Source organism: Streptomyces sp. NBC_01261 (assembly GCF_036226385.1).
Lineage (GTDB): Bacteria > Actinomycetota > Actinomycetes > Streptomycetales > Streptomycetaceae > Streptomyces.
This window is the reverse complement of the sequence record NZ_CP108463.1, coordinates 636,994-656,147: the sequence shown is the minus strand read 5'-3', so window position 1 is coordinate 656,147 and position 19,154 is coordinate 636,994. Positions and strand designations below refer to the sequence as shown.

At 71.2% G+C, this 19,154-nt stretch carries 17 protein-coding genes; 13 read left to right on the top strand and 4 right to left on the bottom strand.

The window, feature by feature from the left end:
- The first annotated feature begins 14 nt into the window (after positions 1-14).
- The 4 genes from OG226_RS02760 to OG226_RS02745 are packed head-to-tail and all read left to right on the top strand — an operon-like array spanning position 15 to position 3,462.
- Positions 15-467: an FAS1-like dehydratase domain-containing protein gene (locus tag OG226_RS02760; RefSeq protein WP_329347697.1), complete on the top strand. Its 453-nt coding sequence runs from the start codon at positions 15-17 to the stop codon at positions 465-467.
- Entirely contained in the window at positions 464-886 is a 423-nt protein-coding gene (locus OG226_RS02755) for a MaoC/PaaZ C-terminal domain-containing protein (protein ID WP_329347696.1), read from the top strand. Before OG226_RS02760 ends, OG226_RS02755 begins: the two co-directional genes overlap by 4 nt.
- A gap of 4 nt (positions 887-890) precedes the next feature.
- The gene (locus OG226_RS02750) at positions 891-2,342 is read left to right on the top strand and encodes a class I adenylate-forming enzyme family protein (protein ID WP_329347695.1); all 1,452 of its coding nucleotides are present in this window, start codon (positions 891-893) and stop codon (positions 2,340-2,342) included.
- Positions 2,335-3,462: a serine hydrolase domain-containing protein gene (locus OG226_RS02745; protein WP_329347693.1), complete on the top strand. Its 1,128-nt coding sequence runs from the start codon at positions 2,335-2,337 to the stop codon at positions 3,460-3,462. Before OG226_RS02750 ends, OG226_RS02745 begins: the two co-directional genes overlap by 8 nt.
- 34 nt (positions 3,463-3,496) lie before the next feature.
- Here the strand turns inward: OG226_RS02745 and OG226_RS02740 are convergent, their stop codons facing one another.
- Both OG226_RS02740 and OG226_RS02735 read right to left on the bottom strand, forming a co-directional pair.
- Complete coding sequence (locus tag OG226_RS02740; protein WP_329347691.1) at positions 3,497-4,678, bottom strand: amidohydrolase family protein; 1,182 nt, start codon at positions 4,676-4,678, stop codon at positions 3,497-3,499.
- Between the two features lie 113 nt (positions 4,679-4,791).
- Complete coding sequence (locus tag OG226_RS02735) at positions 4,792-5,592, bottom strand: FadR/GntR family transcriptional regulator (protein WP_329347690.1); 801 nt, start codon at positions 5,590-5,592, stop codon at positions 4,792-4,794.
- A 170-nt stretch (positions 5,593-5,762) separates the two neighbouring features.
- Between OG226_RS02735 and OG226_RS02730 the strand changes: the two genes are divergently transcribed.
- Positions 5,763-6,590 (top strand): enoyl-CoA hydratase-related protein, encoded by an 828-nt coding sequence (locus OG226_RS02730; RefSeq protein ID WP_329347689.1) that lies wholly within the window; start codon positions 5,763-5,765, stop codon positions 6,588-6,590.
- Positions 6,587-7,162 (top strand): DUF2889 domain-containing protein, encoded by a 576-nt coding sequence (locus tag OG226_RS02725; RefSeq protein WP_329347688.1) that lies wholly within the window; start codon positions 6,587-6,589, stop codon positions 7,160-7,162. The genes OG226_RS02730 and OG226_RS02725 overlap by 4 nt, the downstream gene beginning before the upstream one ends.
- 318 nt (positions 7,163-7,480) lie before the next feature.
- Here the strand turns inward: OG226_RS02725 and OG226_RS02720 are convergent, their stop codons facing one another.
- The gene (locus tag OG226_RS02720; RefSeq protein ID WP_329347687.1) at positions 7,481-8,707 is read right to left on the bottom strand and encodes an acyl-CoA dehydrogenase family protein; all 1,227 of its coding nucleotides are present in this window, start codon (positions 8,705-8,707) and stop codon (positions 7,481-7,483) included.
- Positions 8,708-8,820: 113 nt separating this feature from the next.
- Between OG226_RS02720 and fabG the strand changes: the two genes are divergently transcribed.
- From fabG to OG226_RS02695, 5 genes are read left to right on the top strand one after another with little or no spacing between them, the layout of a single operon-like run.
- Positions 8,821-9,567: a 3-oxoacyl-ACP reductase FabG gene (gene fabG, locus OG226_RS02715; protein WP_329347686.1), complete on the top strand. Its 747-nt coding sequence runs from the start codon at positions 8,821-8,823 to the stop codon at positions 9,565-9,567.
- Between the two features lie 22 nt (positions 9,568-9,589).
- A complete protein-coding gene (locus tag OG226_RS02710) occupies positions 9,590-10,837 on the top strand; it encodes an acetyl-CoA C-acetyltransferase (RefSeq protein WP_329347685.1) in 1,248 nt (415 codons plus the stop codon).
- Positions 10,837-12,276 (top strand): OB-fold domain-containing protein, encoded by a 1,440-nt coding sequence (locus tag OG226_RS02705; protein ID WP_329347684.1) that lies wholly within the window; start codon positions 10,837-10,839, stop codon positions 12,274-12,276. Before OG226_RS02710 ends, OG226_RS02705 begins: the two co-directional genes overlap by 1 nt.
- A complete protein-coding gene (locus tag OG226_RS02700) occupies positions 12,273-13,481 on the top strand; it encodes an acetyl-CoA acetyltransferase (RefSeq protein WP_329347683.1) in 1,209 nt (402 codons plus the stop codon). Before OG226_RS02705 ends, OG226_RS02700 begins: the two co-directional genes overlap by 4 nt.
- Before the next feature lie 16 nt (positions 13,482-13,497).
- The gene (locus tag OG226_RS02695) at positions 13,498-14,292 is read left to right on the top strand and encodes an SDR family NAD(P)-dependent oxidoreductase (protein ID WP_329347682.1); all 795 of its coding nucleotides are present in this window, start codon (positions 13,498-13,500) and stop codon (positions 14,290-14,292) included.
- A 7-nt stretch (positions 14,293-14,299) separates the two neighbouring features.
- On the opposite strand, the gene OG226_RS02690 is transcribed toward OG226_RS02695, so the two are convergent.
- Positions 14,300-16,996, bottom strand: a complete 2,697-nt coding sequence (locus OG226_RS02690; RefSeq protein WP_329347681.1) for a branched-chain amino acid ABC transporter permease/ATP-binding protein — start codon at positions 16,994-16,996, stop codon at positions 14,300-14,302.
- Positions 16,997-17,138: 142 nt separating this feature from the next.
- On the opposite strand from OG226_RS02690, the gene OG226_RS02685 reads away from it, so the two are divergent.
- Together OG226_RS02685 and OG226_RS02680 are read left to right on the top strand one after the other, a co-directional pair.
- On the top strand, positions 17,139-18,374 hold the full coding sequence (locus tag OG226_RS02685) for an ABC transporter substrate-binding protein (protein WP_329347680.1): 1,236 nt from the start codon (positions 17,139-17,141) through the stop codon (positions 18,372-18,374).
- 75 nt (positions 18,375-18,449) lie between these two features.
- On the top strand, positions 18,450-19,154 hold the full coding sequence (locus OG226_RS02680) for an ABC transporter ATP-binding protein (protein WP_329347679.1): 705 nt from the start codon (positions 18,450-18,452) through the stop codon (positions 19,152-19,154).

Sequence of the window (19,154 nt, the reverse complement as noted above, 5' to 3'; positions counted from 1 at the left end):
CGAGGAGAAGGAAGATGACAGGGCAGCCGTTCCCCGTCGAGGCCGGGCACATCCTGATGTTCGCCCGGGCCATCGGCGACGAGAATCCGGACTACGTCGGAGAGAGCGCGCTCGCGCCGCCCACCTTCACCATGGCGAGCGCCCACCACGACCCCGAATACCGGCTGCGGCCAAAGCCGGGTGAGGAGTGGTTCGGGTCCGGCGCCGCGCCCGGCGTGATGCCCGAGGGCGGTGGCGGGCTGCACGCCGAGCAGCACTTCGAGTACCACCGGCCGGTGCGCGCGGGGGAGACCCTGTACGCCACCACCGTCGCCGGACGCAGCTGGGAGAAGCAGGGCCGCACCGGCCGGCTGCTGTTCAGCGAGCGCGTCACCGAGTACCGGGACGCCGAGGGTGAACCCGTCGTCAGTGCCCGCACCGTGGCGGTCGTGCCCGAGGGCCCCGCGACCCGGAAGGACGCCCGATGACCCTGAGCGCGGACGACGTGAAGGCCGGTGAGACCCGCGAGAGCGTGCTGGTCGACGACCTCAGGCGCACCCGGATCGTCCAGTACGCGGGCGCGTCCGGCGACTTCAACCCGCTGCACACCGACGAGCGGTTCGCCACCGAGGTCGCGGGCTACCCCGGTGTCTTCGCCCACGGCATGCTCACGATGGGCATGACGGGACGGGTCCTGACCGACTGGGTCGGCGTCGAGTCGCTGCTGACCTTCGGGGTGCGCTTCAGGGCCCAGGTGTGGCCCGGTGACACCCTCACCGCCACGGCGACCGTCGAGTCGGTCGAGGACACGCCGGCCGGTCCGGTCGCCCACTTCTCGCTGCGCACCGTCACCCAGGACGGCGCCGAGGTGGTCACCGGCACCGCGACGGCCCGCCTGGAGCCCTGAACCGGTGCGCGACGAACGGGAGTTGACCTGGACGGCGACGGTCGGCGCCGCCTACGACCACTCCCGCCCCGCCGTCCGGTTCGGGGACCTGACCTGGACTGGACACGAACTCCTCGACCGGGCGGCCGGTGCCGCCGACTGGCTGGACACCCTCGGCCTCACCCCCGGTGCCCCGGTGCCCGCCCTCGCCGCCACCTCCGCCGACGCCCTCGCACTGGTGATCGGCGGCGCCGGGTCCGCCCACCCGCTCGCCCCGCTCGGTGTCCGTATGACCCCGTACGAGACCGCGGCCGTGGTCGAGGCATCAGGGGCCGAACTCCTCATCGCGCAACCCGAGTTCGCCGAACTCGGCGAGCAGGTCGCCCGGCTGTCCGGCCGCCGCGCCGTCGTCGTCCCCGAACTCCGCCCGAGCGCAAGGCCGTTGACCGCCGAGCCGGCCGACCTCGCCGCCGTCCTGCACACCTCCGGCACGACAGGCCTCCCCAAACCCGTCCGCATGACCCAACGCCGCCTGGCCGCCCGCGCCCGCGTCAACGGCCGCCTCTGCGCGCTCGATCCGGACAGTTTCTACGGGGGCAGCGCCCCCTTCCACCACATCGCCGGGCTCGGCAACATCGCCGTCGCCCTCGCGGCGGGCGCGCTGATCACCGGGCTGCCCCGCTTCACTGTCGAGGGCTGGGCCCTGCTGCGCGAACTCGGCGCCACCCACACGAGCATGGTCCCGGCGATGCTGGAGACCCTGCTGGCGGCCGGTCAGGCGCACCACGAGACGCTGCGGGTCCTCCAGTACGGCGGCGCACCCGTCCGCCCCGACACCCTGCGCAGGACGTACGAGGCGATGCCCGGCGTCCGCATGCTCAACATGTTCGGGCAGACCGAGGGCTCGCCCATCAGCGTGCTCACCCCCGAGGACCACCGGGAGGCGGTCGCCGGGCGAACCGAACTTCTCCGGTCTGTGGGACGACCCGCGCCCGGCGTCGAGCTGCGGGTCCGCGACAGCGGACCGGACGGCATCGGCGAGATCCACGCCCGCGCCGACCACTTCTTCCGGATCGACGCCGAAGGCTGGCTGCACAGCGGTGACCTGGGCCGCGTGGCCGAGGACGGCTACCTCTACCTGTACGGCCGGGGCAGCGACATGATCATCCGGGGTGGCGAGAACGTCCATCCGCTGGAGGTCGAGACCGTCCTGGCCGCGCACCCCGGCGTCGCGGACGTCGCGGTCACGGGCGCACCCGACGAACGGCTAGGCCAGACCGTCGTCGCCTTCGTCGTGCCCGCCGACCCCGACGTCCCACCCGAACCGGCCACGCTCAGGGCGCACGCCCGCGCCCGACTGTCCGGATTCAAGGTCCCGGTCCGCTGGTGGCTCGTGGACGACCTGCCGCGCAACGCCAACGGCAAGGTCGTACGGCGCCTGCTGCGCGAGCCCGGCCAAGGAGGAGCACATGACTGACCACTGCGTCGTCGGCCCGGAGAGCATGGGCGTGGACCCGCACCGGCTGGACGTCCTGCTGCGCCGGATCCGCCTGGAGGTCGAGCACGGGCCGTTGCCGTCCGCGCAGGTCGCCGTCGCGCGGGGCGGTCGTCTGGTGGCTTTCGAAACGTGGGGGGACGCGGCGGGCCCGAGCACTCGATACGTCCTGCAGTCCGTCGGGCGGTCGATCGTCGCGGGCGTCGTGTGGAAGCTGCTCGGCGAGGGACTCCTGAACCTGGACGAGCAAGTCGCCTCGATCATCCCGGAGTTCGCGCCGAACGGGAAGGAGACGGTGACCGTCGAGCAGGTGCTCACACACACCGCCGGCTTCCCCTTCGCGCCCCTCGGCTACCCGAAGATGCTGGACCGCGACCAACGGCTCGCCGCCTTCGGCCGCTGGCGGCTCGACACCCCGCCGGGCACCCGCTTCCAGTTCCATCTCACCGCCGCCGCCTGGCTGATCGCCGAGATCGTCGAGCGCCGCACGGGGCTGCCCTTCGCCGACTATCTCCACGAGCGGATCACCCGGCCGCTGGGCCTCACCTCGATCGAACTCGGTGTCCCCATCGGTCAACAGCCCGGCACCGTCGCCCCGATGATCGCCACCGACCGCACCGACGACACCCAGGAACCCGACCCCTGGGGACCGTGGTACCTCTCCGACCCCCGCGTCCTGGCGGCCGGCGAACCCAGCCACGCCCTGGTCGCCACCGCCGCCGATGTCGCCCTCTACTTCCAGGCGTTGGAGCACTCAGGCCTGTGGAAGCCGGAGGCGGTGGCGGACGGTACCCGGATCCGGCTGACCCAACTCCCGCACGGGGAGCAGATCTACGGGGGCGGCGGCAGCCGACGTACCAGCATGGGCCTGTTCGTGACGGTGGCAGGGCCGGACGCCGGCAGCCAACTCCCGTCCACCGGCTCGCCCTTGCTCTTCGGCAGCACGGGAGCCGCCTACCAACTCGGCTTCATGGACCCGGAGTCGGGTCTGTCCTTCGCCTGTCTGAGCAACGGCTACCCGCTCGCCGGCTACGACCACTCCCGGCGGGGCACGGCACTGCTCACGAACATCGCGAACCTGGCGGCGGACCTGGTCCGATGACCGGGTCCGCCGCCAGGCGGGGGCATTTCGACGCTCAGCGGCTGATCAGCTGCTGAGCGTTGTTGTACATGATGTCGTCCTGGACCGACTCGTCGAGTTCCGCGAGGAGTTTGCGGTAGTCGGCAGGGTTGGCGATGCCCTCCGCGTGCGGGAAGTCCGAGCCCATCACGATCGACTCGTGGTAGCCGAGCCGCTTGACCAGGCTCGGGATGTCGTCCTCCGGATAGGGCACCACACGGATGTGCTTGCGGAACACCTGACTGGGGCGCTCCGCCAACTGGCCGCCGATCCAGGGGCCGTTGCGGCCCATGCCGCGGCTCTTGTCCATGTGGCGGACGAAGTGGGGCACCCACTCGGCGCCGAACTCGGAGACCAGGACGTTGATGTCGGGGAAGCGTCCGAAGAGGTTGTCGAATATCAGCGCGGACAGCGTCTCCTCGATCGGGCGCTGGCCGTAGGTGTTCATCCACTGCCACGCGGACATCCGGAAGTGGATCGGGCTCGCGTCGTGGCCCCAGGCGGGGGCGACGTTCGAGTTGTAGTAGAACTCGCTGATGTGGTAACAGACGCTGGCCTTGGCCTCGTTGACCAGTTTCCAGAACGGGTCGAAGTACGGGTCGCCCGGTGAGCGGCCGTACTGCGGCCCGGTCGGCAGCATGATGAACCGGGCGCCCTGCTCCAGGACGTACTCCAGCTCCTTGACCGCGCTGTCCAGGTCGCGCAGCGACAGCAGGGCCGGGGCGTAGATGCGGTCCTGGTGGTTGAAGCCCCACACCTCGTTCATGTAGCGGTTGAACGAGTGGTAGTTGGCGTAGAGGGGTTCGACGCCCTGCACGTACTCCTCGGCGACCAGTGCCCAGCCACCCGGGTAGATGATCGTCTGGTCCAGGCCCTGCTCGTCCATGACGCGCAGCCGGGCCTCGCGGTTCTGGTAGGACTCGTGCATCGGCTCGAACTGGTACGTCTCGTCGGGGTTGCCCGAGGCCATGGCCTTGAGCATCTCCTTGAGCGAGCCGGGGCGGTAGACCTGCCCGAACTCCGGTTCCAGGCAGACCACGATCCGGTCCCCGGCGAGGATGACCTCACGGCCGTCCGGGAGCGTCACCGGGGCCACTGCCTGGCCGAGGAACTCCTTCGGGAGGTAGCGGGTGAAGGAGTCCCGTTCCTCGTACATGTGCTGGTCGCAGTCGAAGATGCGCTTGCGCTGTTCGGCCATGGCCGTCGCCTCCGGACCCCAGATCTATTCAGTACGCCTCCTATAATTATCTAACTGTTTCGGAGACGCAAGGGGTGAGATGGGAACGGCTCGGTGATCCTCGGTCCGCCCGGTCAGTCGATGAGTTCGAGCACCGTCTTGGGGCCGGCCCCGTTCACCACGTCGTCGGCGCCGCTGATGTGGCGCTGCCACAGCTTCTCGGCCTCGTCCGCCTTGCCGGACTCGATCAGGCCGACCAGCCGCACATGGGCGCGGTGCCCCTTGAGGGCCTGTGCCTTCTGGGTGGCGGCGTCGGTGGCGGCCGCGGTGTACGAGGCGTTGGCCCGGTCGATGATGTTGCGCAGCATGCCGCACAGGAGGATCAGCGTCTGGTTGCCGGTCAGTTCGACCAGCAGGGCGTGGAAGGTGTCCTGGGCCTCGACCAGGCCCAGCGGGTCGTCCAGGACGGTCTTCTCGGCGGCCACCGCGTCGCGCAGTCGCTTGATGTCGTCCACCGTGTGCTTGGCGGCCAGTTGGCGCACGCACGGCGGCTCGATGACGGCCGCGGCGCGATAGACGTCGCCCAGGGTGGCGCCGCGGTATTCGAGGATCAGACCGGCGAAGCGGGCCGCGACATCGGAGTCCGGCGCGCTCACCCGGGCGCCGCCATGCGCACCGCGCCGTACCGTGATCAGCGACTCCGACTCCAGGACGCGGAACGCCTCGCGCAGGGTCGGCCGCGAGATGCCGAACTGCTCCATCAGCCCCGACTCCGGCGGCAGGGCGTCGCCGGGCTTCAGCTCGCCCCGTACGATCTGGCGACGCAGCTCCGCGGCGACCAGCTCGGCGGTCTTCGGGACACGCACCTGACGTCCGACGCGGGCACGCGTGGGGACGGGCACGATCGGCGTTTCTGCGCGGGCTGCCTCGGCCACGGCGGGCTCCTCCATATAGCAAAATGAATCGTCTTAGTGCATCGAGGGTACCAGGTCAAGGGTTGAGTGATCTTCTCCTTGCGGGGCCCGATCTGGCGTCCGGGGCGCAGTTGGGTATATAGATGATTCATCTAGCTATAAAGCCAACGCGGGCTCTGGGAGTGACCTCGATGAACGAGCATGCGGCCCCGGTGATCCTCAGCGAGCCGACCGGCGACGGAGTCATGCTGCTCACCCTGAACCGGCCCGAGCGGCACAACGCCTGGACGCTGGAGATGGAGCTGCTCTACAACGAGTTGTTCGACCGTGCCGAGACGGATCCGGCCGTACGGGCCGTCGTCCTCACCGGCGCGGGACGCAGCTTCTGTCCCGGCATGGACATGAGCGTCCTGGACGACGCGTCCTCCGGCGCGCGTCCGTGGCCGACCGACCGGCTGCCGCCGCGCACCCGGCCCATGTCGTTCCCCAAGCCCCTGGTGGCCGCAGTCAACGGCGCCTGCGCCGGCATCGGCTTCAATCAGGCGCTGATGTGTGACGTGCGATTCGCCGTGCCGGGCGCCAAGTTCGCCGCCGCGTTCAGCGCGCGCGGTCTGGTGGCCGAGGACGGCGTCTCGTGGCTCCTGCCCCGGATCGTCGGGTACGGGAACGCGAGCGACCTGCTGTTGTCCTCACGCCGCGTCACCGGAACAGAAGCGCACGCGATGGGTCTGGTCAACCGTCTGGTCGAGCCGGAGGAACTGCTCCCGGCGGCCCTCGCGTACGCGACGGAGCTGGCCCGCTCGGCCAGCCCGTACGCGATGTCCCTCATCAAACGGCAGCTCGTCGACGACCAGTCGAGAAGCTTCACCGAGAGCCGTGAGACCGCTGCCGCGCTGCTGGCCACGGCGAAGCGCGCGCCGGACTACCGCCAGGGCGTGCGCAGTTTCATCGAGCGCCGGCCGCCGGGGTTCGCCGGGTTGGGGGAGACCGCGTCGGAGCCGGCGGAGGCCTCGTCGTGAGCCGCGCCGAACTCCCGCTGCATCGCCGGACCGTCACCGTCACCGCATACGAGGAGCCGGGCGGCGAGGAGATCTCGGTCGAGGCGGAGCTGCGTGACGAGCGGCCGTGGGCCGAGCCGGAGGCGGCAGACATCCACCGGATGGTGCTGGCGGTGCGGGTCCGCCTCGCGGACATGACCGTCGTGGCCGCCGACGCGGACATGCTGACGTTTCCGCACGCGGAATGCCCGTTCATCACCCCGGCCTTCGACAGCCTGGTCGGCCTCGGCGTCGCCGCCGGATACAACCGGGCGATCCAGGAGCGGTTCCGCGGTGTCCTCGGCTGCTCCCACCTCTACGAGCTGGCGCGGGTGCTCGGTCCCGCCGTGGTGCAGGCGGCGATGTCGGCCAACGCGCGACGCCGTGACGCGGGCGAGCCCGCGAACGGACCACGTGCCACTGCCGGGGTGCTGAACAGCTGCCACATCTGGGCCCCGGATGGCGTGGGCCTGCGCAAGCTGGACGCGGGCTGGCGTCCGGGGACCGGCCCGCGTCCGGTTCCCGGACTGGGGACGTTCGAGACGAGCGAGTGAGTCGGCGGGGCTGAGGGGCGGCTACCCGAAAGCGGGGCCGGGGTTGGCCGAGGCCGGCTGTGCGGAGGTGGAGTCTGCCCAGCCGGATTCGTCTCCCTCGGACGGCGCCGATCCATGTCACGTTCGGTTCGGCCGGGTCGGCGCGAGGACGCCGCCGCCGACCAGCGGATGCCCGACCGGAACGGCGGAGTCAGGGACCTCGACGGCAACCTGTTCCACGGCGGCGTCGTCATCGATCTCTCGACGAGGCCCACATCGGGCCGGCCGACACGGCGGCAGCCCTGGTCCGCCGCTACCTGGTCCGCCGCCGAACCGGCCCTAACCGGCCGTCGCCCGCGGCTCGCGCGGCAGCCCCAGCACCTTCTCCGCGAGGATGTTCCGCTGCACCTGCGAGGTGCCCGCGTAGATCGTCCCGGAGCGGGCGATCAGATACGTCGTCGACCAGGACGCCGAGGAGTTCGCGGCGCCGGGGTCGTCGGTGCGGTAGGTGCGCAACGGCGGCCGGCCGACCGGCACTTGGCCGTGCAGGCCCATGATGTCCATCGCCAGGTCGGTGACCTTCGTGTGGTACTCGCTCCAGTACAGCTTGGCGATCGACGACTCGGGGCCCGGCTCCGCGCCCTTGAGCCAGCCGGTGAGGATGCGGTAGCCGAGGTAGCGCATGATCTCGACCTTGGACCAGCACCAGGCGATCCGCTGCCGGATGACCGGGTCCTGGTCCCTGCCGTACAGGCGGGCCAGCTGCACCAGGCGTTCCACCTCGGCCCGGAACAGGATCGGGTTGGTGGCCGCCTCCTCCCCGCGCTCGACGCCCAACAGGCTCTGGGCGACCGTCCAGCCGTTGTCGACGCCGCCCACGACGAGGTCGGCGCGGGTGCGGGCGCCGTTGAAGAAGACCTCGTTGAAGTGGAGTTGGCCGCTCATCATGCGAAACGGCCTTACCTCGACGCCGGGTTGGTCCAGCGGGACGAGGAGGAAGGAGATGCCGCGGTGCTTGGAGGCGTCGCGGTTCGTGCGGGCCAGGACGAAGATCCAGTCGCTGTGATGGGCGCCGGACGTCCACACCTTCTGGCCGTCGATCACCCACTCCTGACCCTCGCGGACGGCGCGCGTCGTGAGCGAGGCCAGGTCGGAGCCCGCGTCGGGCTCCGAGTAGCCCTGGCACCAGGTGTCCTCACCGCTGAGGATGCGCGGCAGGAAGTGGCCGCGCTGCTCGTCCGTGCCCCAGCGCAGCAGTGTGTTCGCCAGCATCTTGACGCCGAAGGTGTCCTGCGGCAGCCCGAACGGCACGCCGGCCAGGGCCAGTTCCTCCATCAGGACCACCTGGTGGAGCTTGGACAGGCCCCGGCCGCCGTACTGCTCGGGCCAGGTGAGGGAGAGGTAGCGGTGCTCGGCGAGCAGGCGCCGCCAGTCGCGGGCGAAGGACCAGGCCGCCTCCTCGTCCAGGGCGCCGATGCCCTTCCAGTCCGGCGGCAGCTCCTCGGCGAGGAACTCCTTGACCTCGGTGCGGAACGTCTCGGTCTCCGCGGGATAGCTGATGTCCACCCGTGTGCTCTCCTCGCCCGGCCCCGCTCGCCCAGCCGATCGCTGTATTGATTGTTTCAGCATAATAGGTTATCTATTTAAGTGGAATAGCGTCGAGTCGGGAGCGGGCTGACATGGGACTGCTGGACGGCCGCAACGCGGTGATCACCGGCGGCGCGCAGGGCATCGGCTTCGAGATCGCCGGCGTACTCGGCGCCGCGGGCGCGTCCGTCGTCCTCGGCGACATCAACGAGGACGCCGCGGCGCAAGCCGCCGAGCGCCTGGTCAAGAACGGGGTGGCCGCCGGCTCGCTGCGCTGCGACGTCACCTACGAGGACGAGGTCGCCGCCCTGGTCGCCCACTGCGCCGACACCTTCGGCCCGGTCGGTGTCATGGTCAACAACGCCGGGATCACCCGCGACGCGACCCTGCGCAAGATGGCCGCGTCCGACTTCCGCGCGGTCGTCGATGTCCACCTGACCGGCGCCTGGAACGGCACGCGGTACGCCGCCGAGGCGATGCGCGCCCACGGACACGGCGGCAGCATCGTCAACATCTCCTCCATCGCCGGCAAGGTCGGCAACTTCGGCCAGACGAACTACAGCGCCGCCAAGGCCGGACTCATCGGTCTGACCAAGGCATCCGCCAAGGAACTCGCCAAGGCCGGCATCCGCGTCAACGCCGTACAGCCCGGCCTGATCCGCACCGCCATGACCGAGGCGATGCCGCCTGCCGCCTGGGACGCGAAGCTCGCCGAGATCCCCCTCGGTCGCGCGGGCGAACCCGCCGAGGTCGCCCAGGTCGTCCTCTTCCTCGCCTCCGACATGGCGAGCTACGTCACCGGAGCCGTGGTCGAGGTGACCGGCGGCCGGTACATGTGACCCCTCATGAAAGGCATGGCCGATGCCCGCCCTCCTGCGTGACGCGGTGATCTGCGAACCCGTGCGTACCCCCGTCGGTGGCTACGGAGGCGTCTTCCGCGACGTGCCGGCGACCGAGCTGGCCGCCGCCGTCGTACGCGCCGTACTGGACCGCACCGGTATCCCGCCCGCCGCCGTCGACGACGTACTGCTGGGGCAGTGCTACCCCAACGGCGAGGCCCCGGCCATCGGCCGGGTGGCCGCACTGGACGCCGGTCTGCCGGTGGAGGTGCCGGGGCTGCAGATCGACCGCCGTTGCGGTTCCGGGCTGCAGGCGATCATCACGGCGGCGATGCAGGTGCAGACCGGCGCGAGCGACCTCGTGCTGGCCGGCGGCGTCGAGTCGATGAGCCAGGCCGAGTTCTACACCACCGGCGTCCGCTTCGGCGTACACGGCGCGGGCACCACCCTGCACGACCGGCTGGCCCGCGGCCGGGTGACCTCCGGGGGCGTCAACCACCCCGTTCCCGGCGGGATGCTGGAGACCGCCGAGAACCTCCGACGGGAGTACGCGATCCCCCGCGAGGAGCAGGACCGACTCGCCCTGCGCTCCCACGAGAAGGCGGTCGCAGCCCAGCGCGAGGGCCGGTTCGCCGACGAGATCGTGGCCGTCACCGTACGGACCAGGAAGGGTGAGACGGTCGTCGACACCGACGAACACCCCCGCCCCGACTCGACGTTGGCGAAACTCGCAAGCCTGCGCCCCGTACTGGGAGGGCAGGACCAGGAGTCGACCGTGACCGCCGGGAACGCCAGCGGACAGAACGACGGCGCCGCCCTCTGTATCGTCACCCACCCCGAGCGCGCCGCCGAACTCGGCCTGCGCCCCCTGGCCCGCCTGGTCTCCTGGGCCGTCGTGGGCGTGCCCCCGGAGACGATGGGCATCGGCCCGGTACCCGCTACGGCCAAGGCACTTGAGCGCGCCGGGCTGAAACTCTCCGACATCGACCTGATCGAACTCAACGAGGCCTTCGCCGCCCAGGTGCTCGCCTGCACCCGCGAATGGGCCCTGACCGAGGCCGACTTCGAGCGGTTCAACGTCAACGGCTCCGGCATCTCGCTGGGCCACCCCGTCGGCGCCACCGGCGGCCGCATCCTCGCCACCCTGCTCCGCGAACTCGACCGCCGCCAGGGCCGGTTCGGCCTGGAGACCATGTGCCTCGGCGGCGGCCAGGGCCTGGCCGCCGTCTTCGAACGGACGCCCGCAATCGACGCCAATGGAGGACGCTGATGGCCGGACTGATCGCATACGGCGCCTACGTGCCGTACCACCGCCTCGCCCGGGCCGACATCGCCGCCACCCTCGGGACGCCCCCGTCCCGGGGCACGCGCGCGGTCGCGGGCTACGACGAGGACACCACCTCGATGGCCGTCGAGGCGGCCCGGGGCGCCCTGTCCCGGGACGGACTGCGCACCCGCATCGGCCAGTTGTTCCTCGCCACCGCCGCGCCCGCCTACCTCGACAAGACCAACGCGACCGCCGTCCACGCCGCGCTCGGCCTGGACGCGCACGTCCTCGCCGCCGACATGGCGGGCTCCGTCCGCTCCGGCCTCGGCGCGCTGGTCACCGCCGCCCGCTCCCCGGTCCCGACCCTCGCGGTCCTCTCCGACCTGCGCACCGGACTGCCCGGCGGCGGCGACGAGAGCGCGGGCGGCGACGGCGCGGCGGCCTTCGCCTTCGGCGGGCACCGCAACGGAGCCCCCGTGATCGCGGAACTGCTCGCCCACGACACGGTCAGCGACGAGATCCTCGACCGCTGGCGGCTGCCCGGCGCGCCCGCCTCCCGCGTCTGGGAGGAGCGCTTCGCCGAGGAGATCTACGCCTCCCTCGCGGACAAGGCGCTCAGCGCCGCCCTCGACCAGGCGGGCCTGGACCGCGGCGCCGTCGACCACTTCATCGTCTCCGGCCTGCACGCGCGCGCGTGCGCCACGGTGCGTCGCACCTCAGGCGTACGCCCCGAGGCGGCGACCGCCGACCTCACCGCGGAGATCGGCAACGCCGGTACCGCCCAGCCCGGCCTGCTCCTCGCGGACGTACTCGACCGGGCCGAACCCGGCCGGATCATCGCGCTCGTCGTCCTCGGCGACGGCGCCGGAGTCCTGCTCCTGCGCACCACCGACGCCCTCCCCGCACACCGCGCCGCCCGCCCGGTCGCCGCGCAGATCGCCGCGGGCGGCGCCCCCATGCCGTACGCCACCTACCTCTCCTGGCGCGGCCTCCTCGACCGCGAACCACCTCGCCGCCCGGATCCCGAACCGCCCTACGCCCCGCCCGCGCACCGCCGCACCCGCTGGAAGTACGGCTTCGTCGCCTCCCGTTGCGAGAAGTGCGGGACCCGGCATCTGCCGCCGGACCGGGTGTGCGTGTCCTGCCGGAGCGTCGACGCCATGACCGACGAGCCGATGGAGCAAGTGCGGGGCACGGTCGCCACGTTCACCGTGGACCGGCTGGCTCACACTCCGAGTCCGCCGATGCTCGTGGTGGTCGTCGACTACGGCGGCGGCGGCCGCTTCCGCTGCCAGCTCACCGACGCCACCGAGGCCGACGCCGTCATCGGCGCCCGGGTCGAGATGACCTTCCGGCGCACGGTCACCGCCGCCGGCGTCCACAACTACTTCTGGAAGGCTCGGCCGGTACGCACCGGCGAGACCGAGGGGACAGGCGCATGAGCTCGCACGGAATCCGGGACCGGGTCGCGATCGTCGGCATGGGGTGCACGCCCTTCGGTGAACACTGGAACCGCTCGGCGGACGACCTGCTGGTCGACGCCGTGGGCGAGGCGGTCACCTCGGCCGGCATCACGCTCGACGACATCGACGCGTTCTGGCTCGGCACCCAGGCCTCCGGAGTCTCCGGACTGACCCTCAGCCGCCCCCTGCACCTGCCGTACAAGCCGGTCACCCGCCTGGAGAACATGTGCGCGACCGGCTCCGAGGCGCTGCGCAACGCCTGTTACGCGGTCGCCTCGGGCGCCTACGACGTGGCGATGGCGGTCGGCGTGGAGAAGCTCAAGGACTCCGGCATGTCCGGGCTCTCGGGCACCACGATGCCGGGCGCGGGCGACGACAGCCGTGGCGAGATCACCGCTCCGGCGAACTTCTCCCTCCTCGCCCCCGCCTACGCCGCCAAGTACGGCCTGGCGGAAGAGGAGTTGAAGGACGTCATCACCCGCATCGCCTGGAAGAACCACATGAACGGCGCCCGCAACCCGCGCGCCCAGTTCCGCAAGGAGGTGCCGCTGGAGCGCATCCGGTCGGCGCCGATCGTCGCGGGCATGCTCGGCGTGTTCGACTGCTCGGGGGTCTCCGACGGTTCGGCGGCGGCGATCGTCGTACGGGCCGAGGATGCCTACCGGTACACCGACAAGCCTATCTTCGTGAAGGCCCTGTCCTTCGTCGCGGGACCGGCCGACGGACTCCTCGACCCCGACTACGACTTCACCACCTTCCCCGAGGTCGTCGTCTCCGCCCAGGAGGCCTACCGGCAGGCGGGCATCACCGACCCGCGCGCCGAACTCGCGCTCGCCGAGGTCCACGACTGCTTCACACCGACGGAGTTGGTGCTGATGGAGGACCTGGGCTTCTCCGAGCGCGGACAGGCATGGAAGGACGTCACCAGCGGCGCCTTCGACCTCGACGGTTCACTGCCGGTCAACCCGGACGGCGGCCTGAAGGCCTTCGGTCACCCCATCGGCGCCTCCGGGCTGCGCATGATGTTCGAGGCCTGGCTCCAACTGCGCGGCGAGGCACCGCCCGAGCGGACGGTCCGCACCCTCGCCGAAGGGCGCTCGCTCGCCCTCACCCACAACCTCGGCGGCGGCCCCGGCGAATGCGTCTCCTTCGTCTCCGTCGTCGGCAGCGAACTCACCGACTGAGAAAGGTGGTTGAGTCATGGGACGACTCGACGACAAGATCGCGATCGTGACCGGGGCCGCGTCCGGCATCGGCGCCGCCGCCGCCCGCCGCGTGGCGGCCGAGGGCGCCCACACGGTCGTGGCCGATCTGAACCTCGACGGAGCCAAGGCGGTCACGGAGGAGATCCGGGCCGCCGGCGGATCCGCCACGGCGGTTCCGGTCGACCTGGGCGACATCGACTCCGTACGGGCCATGGTGGCCACGGCGGTCGACACCTACGGCGGCCTCGACATCCTGCACAACAACGCGGCGGCGACCCACCTGGCCGCCCGGAAGGACCTCGCCGTCCTGGAGGCCGACCCGGCGGTCTGGGACGACACGATGCGGATCAACCTGCGCGGCACCATGGTCGCGATCCAGGCCGCGGTCCCGCACATGATCGCCCGCGGCGCCGGCTCGATCATCAACACCTCGTCCGGCGCCGGTCTCGCGGGCGACCTGCGCAACCCCGCGTACGGCGCCTCGAAGGCCGCCCTCATCAACCTCACGCAGTACGTCGCCACCCAGTACGGCAAGCAGGGCGTGCGCTGCAACGCCATCGCCCCGGGGTTCGTCGTCACCCCGGCGAGCGCCGGTTCGGCGCATGGGGCGATCCGGGAGAAGATGCTCCGCCATCACCTCACCCCACGCCTCGGCCGACCCGAGGACGTCGCGTCGGCGGTCGTCTTCCTCGCCTCCGACGAGTCCGCCTTCATCACCGGGCACACCCTGCGGGTGGACGGCGGGCTGCTCTCGCACCAGCCCTACGTGGCGGACCTGCGGGACGCCTGAACCACCGTCAGGACGACGTCTCCGGCTCCAGATCGCCCAAGTAGGCCGCCCGGACCGCCGGATCGCGGCGCACCTCGTCCGGGGTGCCCGCGCAGATCCGGCGGCCGAAGTCCAGGACGACGACCTGGTCGCACACGCTCATCACCATGTCGACGTCGTGCTCGACGAGCAGCACCCCCATGCCCCACTCCTCGGCGAGCCGCCGCACCAGCCGGGCCAACTCCCGTGTCTCGTCGTCGGACAGCCCCGCCGCCGGTTCGTCCAGCAGCAGCACCGACGGCGAGGTCGCCACCGCCCGCGCGATCGCCAGCAACCGCCGCTCGCCGTACGACAGGTCTCCCACCGGCCGGTCCAGACTGTCCTGGAGCCCGAACTCCCCTACCGCGACCAGTACTTGGGCGGGCAGCGGGCGGCTGCTGGGGCGGACCAGGTCGGTGAGCCAGGTCCACCGCCCGGGCCGCTCGCAGGCGGCGTAGAGGTTGTCCAGCACCGTCATGTCCTCGAACAGCTCCAGCGACTGGAAGGACCGGCTCAGCCCGGCCCCGGCCCGCCGGTGCACCGGCACCCGGGTCACGTCCCGCTCGCCGAGGCGGACGCTGCCGGACGCGGCCCGGGTGAAGCCGGTGACGGCGTCGATGGCGGAGGTCTTGCCGGCACCGTTGGGGCCGATGAGACCCACCACCCGGCCCGGTTCGACGTCCAGCGAGAGCCCGTCGACGGCGACGACACCGCCGTAACGGACCGTGAGGTCGCGTACGTGCAGAGGGAGGGGTGCGGCGCGCGGGACATCCGGCAGGGGAGCCGTCTCCTTCCCGGGCGTGACGGCAGCGCGCTGCCGTCGCAGTTTTCGCTCAAGTCCCCTTGTCTGCCTGCCGAGTTCCCTCCCGATGCCGTCCTGGTTGCCGACCAGGGTCAGCACCAGGATGATCCCGCCGATCAACGGCATCCACTCGCTCAGCCCCGGCACCACCAGGTCCCCGAACCGGGCGCCGACCGTGCCCGCGGCGAACGTGGCGCCGAACAGCGGGCCGACGAGGAAGCCGACACCGCCGATGACGGCGAGCCCGAGCGCGGTGACGGAGTCGAAGCTCGCGAAGTCGGAGAAGACGACGGAGGTCGAGCGGAAGCCGGTCAGCACTCCGGCGAGCGCGGCGATGGCCGAGGACAGACCGAAGGCGTAGAGCTTGGCCGCGCGGACGTCGATGCCCAGGGCAGCGGCGGCCCGCTCGTTGGCCCGTACGGCGATGAGACGGCGGCCGGTCCTGCCGCGCCGGACGTTGGCGACCACGAGCGTGGCGGCGACGAACAGGACCAGCACGACGGCGGCGTAGCGCTGCGGATGGTCGACGCCGGAGATGCTGATGCCGAAGAGCGTCTGGCCGCCGACCGCGATGCCGTCGCTCCCGGGCGTCGTCGACAGGTCGGTGTTCTGGAAGACCATCGCCTCCAGGGTGGTGCCGAGCCCGAGCGTGATGATCGCGAGATTGACCCCGCGCGTACGCACGGCCGGCAGCGCGAACAGCAGGCCGATCGGTACGGTCCCCAACACGCCTGCCAGCAGGGCGAGTTCGAAGGGCCAGCCCCAGTCCGCCGCCGCGTGCCCGGCGATGAAGGCGCCGGTCCCGGCGAGGGCGTAGGCCGCGAGCGACACCTGTCCCGCGTACCCGGTGACCACGATGATCGACAGGATGATCAGGGAGAGCACCAGGGTGCTGGTGATCGCGTCGGCCCACAGTGGTGTCGACAGGCTCACCAGGACCAGCCCGATCACGACGGCCAGTGCGAGGGGGACGGGGCGGACCCTGCCGGTGCCCAGTGCCGGGAGCCGGTCGAGGAACGTGCCGCGCAGCGGCAGCGCCCGGCCGCGCGCGACCAGCACCAGGGCGATGAAGAGGAACGGCACCGAGGAGGCGAGTCCGGTGACGCCCGAGCCGAAACGCGTCAGTTCGGACTGCGCGACACCGATGACCAGCCCGCCCGCCAGGGTGATCGGGAACGACGAGAACCTGCCGACCAGGGCGGCGGCCAGCGCGCTCAGCAGCAGCGTGGTCAGCCCGGTCACCGACAGACCGATCACCGGCACGATCAGGATGGCCGTGAGCCCCGCGAGCGCGGAGCCCAGTGCCCAGTTGCCGGCGGCGATCAGGTCCGGGGACCAGCCGAGCGAGGCGGCGATGCTCTCGTTCTCCGCGACCGCTGTGGTGCCCAGCCCGAACAGGGTGCGCTTGTAGAGGAGATGGAGGACCGCGGTCACGGCGAGCGCGATGCCGAGCAGCCACACGCGGTCCTCGGAGACCGTCGCCCCGGCGATCGTCAGCAGCCGGGTGGGCAGCTTGCCAGGGACCAACTGCAGGCTGTCGCCGTAACGTTTGACGGCGATCGCGCTGAGGACGATGAACACCGCGAGGGTGCCGACCAGCCGGGCCAGGGTGGACGCCCTGCGCAGCGGGCGGATCACCAACAGGTGGGTGAGCACGCCCAGGACGGCGGAGGTGAGCACGCCGCACGCGGTGGCGGGCCAGTACGGCACGCCGTGGTTGACGGCGAGCTCCCACTGGACGTAGGCACCGGCCATCCCGATCGCGCCGTGCGCGAAGTTCAGGACACCGGAGCCCCGGTAGACCAGCACGATGCCGTGCGCGGTGAGCGCGTAGAGGGCGCCGAGCCCCAGGCCGAGCAGGGCGAAACGCAGGACGTCGTCCATCCGAGGAACCTCCCAGACACGGGACGAGACAGTGCATTCATTTAAATAATTGTGCCGAGAGTACTTCACTAACCCTAAAATGCGCCCCATGCTGTTCGGCATCTCGACGTCGCCCACTTTGGGCGCGAGCCCCGGAGGGACCATGAACGACTCACGCCGACGCAGAACAGCCGCAGCGAGCGCTCTCGCGGTGACCGGAGCCCTGCTCGCCGCAGGATGCGGGGGAGAGGCGGCAAGCAGTTCGGCCGAGACCTCCTCGCTCAAGGGCACCCCGGTCAAGGTGATGGTCTGGGCGCCGGAGAACACCCAGGGCAGCGCCCAGCCGGGTATTCACCTCACCGCCACGGCCTACGAGAAGTGGATCAACGCCAACGGCGGGATCAAGGGCGGACCCCTCAAGGTCGAGTTCTGCAACGAGAAGGGCGACCCCGACGAGGCCGAGAAGTGCGCCCAGCAGGCCGTCGCCGACAAGGTCACCGCGGTCGTCGGCTCCTACAGCCTCGCCGGCGACCGCTACATGCCCATCCTTCAGAAGGCCGGCATCCCGTACATCGGCGGGACCGGCGTCTCCGCGGCGGAGTTCTCCAACCCGCTGTCCTTCCCGGTCAACGGCGGCACCCCGGTGGTCTTCGCCGCCCACGGCCGCCAGCTGGTGGAGCAGGGCTGCAAGAAGATCACCGGCGTACGGTACGACGTGGCCGCCGCGGCCGTGGTCTCGCAGTTCCTCACCCTCGGCGTGACCTCCGCCGGCGGTGCGGCACCCAAGGACCTCAAGGTGCCGCTCACCGCAACCGACCTCGCCCCGCAGGTCGCCGCGACCAAGGGCAGCGACTGCGTGAGCGTCATCCTGGGCACCGCCTCGGACCTGTTCGTGAAGTCGTACGTCCAGTCCGGCGACAAGACCAAGCTCGCCAGCGTCGTCGGCAACCTCACCCCGCAACTGGCCGCGAGCACCGGCGGCAGCGGCAGCCCGCTGGAGGGCGCCGCGATCACCGGCTACTACCCGCCGACCTCCGACGCCGTCTGGAAGGACTTCGTGACGGCGGCCAAGGGCAAGGACATCGACACCACCAACGGCGCCAACGCGACGACCTGGGTGGCCTTCAAGGTCTTCACCGAGGCCGCCAAGAAGCTCCCGACGATCTCGGCCGAGGCGCTGGTGCAGGAGCTGAACACCACCTCAGGCATCGACACCGGAGGCCTGACCCCGCCCCTGAACTGGAAGGCGTCGACGGCCCTGCCGATCAAGGGTCTGGACCGCATCCACAACACGACCGCCACCGAACTGATCATCCGCGACGGGAAGATCGAGTGGGCCAAGGCCGGGTCGACCTTCGTCGACGTCCGCAAGGTGCTGACGGCCGCCTCGCACGGCTGAGCCCGCTTCGGTCCGGCCGGCAGCCGTTTCCGGCCTGCTTCGGTTCCCGGCCGACTCCGGTTGAGGAGAGACCTCGTGCACGACACAGATGTGCCCCTGATAGCAACCCGTGCCCTGTCCGCCGGATACGGCAGCCGACCCGTCGTGAACGACCTCGACCTGGAGGTCCGGCCGGGCGAGGTCGTCGCCCTGCTCGGCCCCAACGGCGCGGGCAAGACCACCACCCTCAGGGCGCTGTCCGGCGACCTGACCCCGATGAGCGGTGAGATCCGCTGGCTGGGCACCCCCGGCCACGCGCCCCTGCACCGCCGCGCCCGCGAGGGCCTCGCCTACGTCGGTGAGAGGGCGGTCTTCTCCCGCCTCGACACCACCGACAACCTGCGGGTCGGGCGCGTGCCGCCCGACCGGGCCGTGGCGCTCTTCCCCGAACTGGAGAAACGCCTGAGGACCGGCGCGGGCATGCTGTCCGGCGGCGAGCAACAGATGCTGTCGCTGGCGCGTGCCCTGTGCCGCACTCCCCGGCTCCTCCTGGCCGACGAACTCTCCCTGGGGCTTGCCCCGTTGGTCGTCGACCGTCTCCTGCGCGCCGTCCGCGAGGCGGCCGACCGGGGCCTGGGCGCACTGCTGGTCGAACAGCACGTGCGCAAGGTGCTCGACATCGCCGACCGCGTCTACGTCCTGCGCCGAGGCCGGGTCGTCATGGCCGGCACCCCCAAGGAACTGCGCGGGGACCTCGACGCCATCGAGTCCTCCTATCTCGCCAAGAACCCGTCCTCATGA